Annotated in this window: 1 protein-coding gene; it reads left to right on the forward strand. The window is 63.0% G+C overall.

The window, feature by feature from the left end; all coding sequences use genetic code 11:
* Positions 1–88 precede the first annotated feature (88 nt).
* Positions 89–499: a hypothetical protein gene (locus ACFHWS_RS28525; protein WP_416569586.1), complete on the forward strand. Its 411-nt coding sequence runs from the start codon at positions 89–91 to the stop codon at positions 497–499.
* The last annotated feature ends 128 nt before the right edge of the window (positions 500–627 follow it).

A 627-nucleotide genomic window follows, 5' to 3' on the forward strand; every position in this document is an offset into this window, starting at 1 on the left:
GGGCCGTCTCATTTATCGGGGGGTCCACTGTGGGTTATCGGGGCCCTGCTGAATAAGCCTCTATGACACACTTCAGCTCGCTCGGGCCGTGGCGCACGTGGACGGCCGGCAAGTAGCGACTGAGACAATCCGAGAAGCTGATCAACTCGGGGCGGAGTTCGAGATCAGCGGCGACGACCCGCCGCCGTGGCACTACTACCGGTCGTCTGCCTTCCTGACAATGGAACGCGGCCTCGTACACGCGATCCATTCCGGCGTTGACCGGCATGCCGCCGATGCCGCGATCGCAGACCTGACCGCTGGTCTTGCTGCCCTTCCTTACGAGCAGCGGCATGCGGAGTGGGCCGGTGACTATCTACTCGCATTGGCCGACGTGCATTCGGCGATCGGCGACCGGAAAGCGGCGACGAAGGCGTTGGACGAAGTCGCTGTGGTCGCCGACGCCACTGGGTCGGCGCGTCTGCGTCAAGCTGTTCGCAAGCGGCCGGCGAACGGCTGACCAGTGGACCTTACTGAATGTGCCGGGCAGGCTACTTGCAGAGGTTGTGCCATCGCTTCCCGTATCGGGAGGTCTATTCACAGGCGATCCTGTAGAAGTGCAGCCCGATGACACAGGAGATCGTTTCC

The organism is Micromonospora sp. LOL_013 (genome assembly GCF_048060315.1).
Taxonomy (GTDB): Bacteria; Actinomycetota; Actinomycetes; order Mycobacteriales; family Micromonosporaceae; genus Micromonospora_E.